The organism is Treponema sp. R6D11 (assembly GCF_054786075.1).
Genome location: NZ_BDHD01000262.1, coordinates 1 through 1,968 on the forward strand (window position 1 = coordinate 1; position 1,968 = coordinate 1,968).

A 1,968-nucleotide genomic window follows, 5' to 3' on the forward strand; every position below is an offset into this window, starting at 1 on the left:
ATGTAAAACTTTACATCAGCGATTGGGCATCGGTTTATATTAAACTTTTCCCATATTCGCAACTTGCAACTATCCCGGAGCAGTTGGAAGAAGCGGGGTTTGAAAACAAACTTACCGCCCTGTGTACCGAATGTTTTGAGCGTTACCGCGAATACCGCGAGGCTGTTGTATGGATTTACAAAAACGCAAGGGAAAAATCATGGTTTAAGGCGGCGAATATCGGCATAGAAAAACAGCTTATAACGCTTATCCATATTTTGGACGTTACCTACCGCGATATTGATAACTCAAAGGACACTGTTGAAAACAGAAAGATAAACAAACTTGTCCATAACATACTTTTTAAAGATCGTGAATTAATTAACTTTATCGACAATAACGATGAAGACGCGATTATCAGGATTTTCACCTTTATTAACGATGTTACCGATCTTGACCCGCAGGATAAACTCAATCTGCGCTCAAGAATACTTGATAAATATCCTGGATTCAAATTCTTTGGCGATACGGAAAAAAAGGTATCAAGAGGGCTTTTGGTTACTCTTGCAATGTACGAAGAGAAAAAGAAAATTCTCTCGCATATCATGGACGTGGAAGTTCCCCTCAACTCCAAAGAAATCGAATACGCCCTTTCCTTGGGCGACTTGCGCGAAAACGCGGAATACAAAGCCGCAAAAGAAAAACAGGAACAGCTTAATTCGCAGGTGGCAAAACTAAAAGAAGAAATCGAAAGAGCGCAGCTTTTCGACCCGAATTCCGTAAATACGTCAAAGGTTTCTTTTGGCACAAAAGTCGTCTTGTTCAACGAAACTGCGGGCAAACAAGAAGAATTTACCATTTTGGGACCGTGGGAATCTGACCCGAATAAATTCATTATTTCCTATCTTTCCCCGTTTGGTAGTGCTATACTTAATAGGACAGAGGGAGAAAAATTTGAATTTGCCATAAATAACGAGAAGGTTTCTTATTTGGTGGAAAAAATAACCGCTGTTTAAACAAGGTTTTTAAAGGAGTGAATAGGTGAATATTATGAAAAAAAATATTTTCTTGGTTTTATTACTATTGTTCACGATCGTTTGCGCTTACGGACAAAATGCTTCTCCTGCAGATATTGTTTTACTGTTAGATACTTCATCAACAATGAGTTCATCTTATGAGAATGTAAATAATTATATTACAGGAGATTTCCTTAATGAGTTTTTAAGAGTAGGCGACACATTCCATTTAATCGCTTTTTCCGGTAATTCAAGATTGGATGTCGCAAGGCGTATTTCAGGATTGGGAGATGTTGAAACAATAATAGGGCGTATGCTTCTTCAATACCCTGTAGAAAACGGAAGCAATATTTCGTCCGCGTTAAGCTATGCCGAGCAGTACATTACTACCCTTCCCTCACGCCCCAAAAAAATCGTACTTGTAAGCGTTGGCGGTTCTGATACAAACAACCTTGTAAACGCGTCGAAGCAACGCCTGAATTCCAAAAATGCTACGTTAGATTATATTCAGGTAACTCCCGGTCGTCCGCTTTCCAATCTGCCAAAATCAGGTCGTCCCGCCGCCGCAAAAGTAACAACCGCAACTAAACCAACGTCTTCCGGCGGAAATAAGCCAGCTTCATCTGGTTCTTCCGGTCAAACTTCAACAACTGCAAATTCGGGAGCAACTTCAGGTACAACTACCGGAACAGGTACATCTGCCGCAGGCGGCTCATCTGTTGGAACAAACACAACAACAGGCTCATCTACATGGGAAGAATCAAACTATGATTCTCAAGGACAAAATGCTGTTTCAGGATCAAACGCTAATCAGCAATCGGCGGTAACTTCATCTAACACGGATAATTATTCTTCGGACAACAAAGATACAAAAAATTATATTTCCGCGGAAGAAAGAGCCAGAAACAGAAATGAATCATACTCTTCTTCTTTACCCTTCATACTTCTTGTTATAATTCTTATTCTTTTACTG

General features: G+C 39.9%; 2 protein-coding genes. Both read left to right on the plus strand.

Annotation, left to right across the window (positions count from 1 at the left end; all coding sequences use genetic code 11):
* Positions 1-995, plus strand: a 995-nt coding sequence (greA, locus tag ACYVTD_RS12040) for a transcription elongation factor GreA (protein WP_461248001.1), incomplete at its 5' end; no start/stop codon positions are given.
* A gap of 34 nt (positions 996-1,029) precedes the next feature.
* On the plus strand, positions 1,030-1,968 hold a 939-nt coding region (locus tag ACYVTD_RS12045; RefSeq protein ID WP_461248002.1), incomplete at its 3' end, for a vWA domain-containing protein.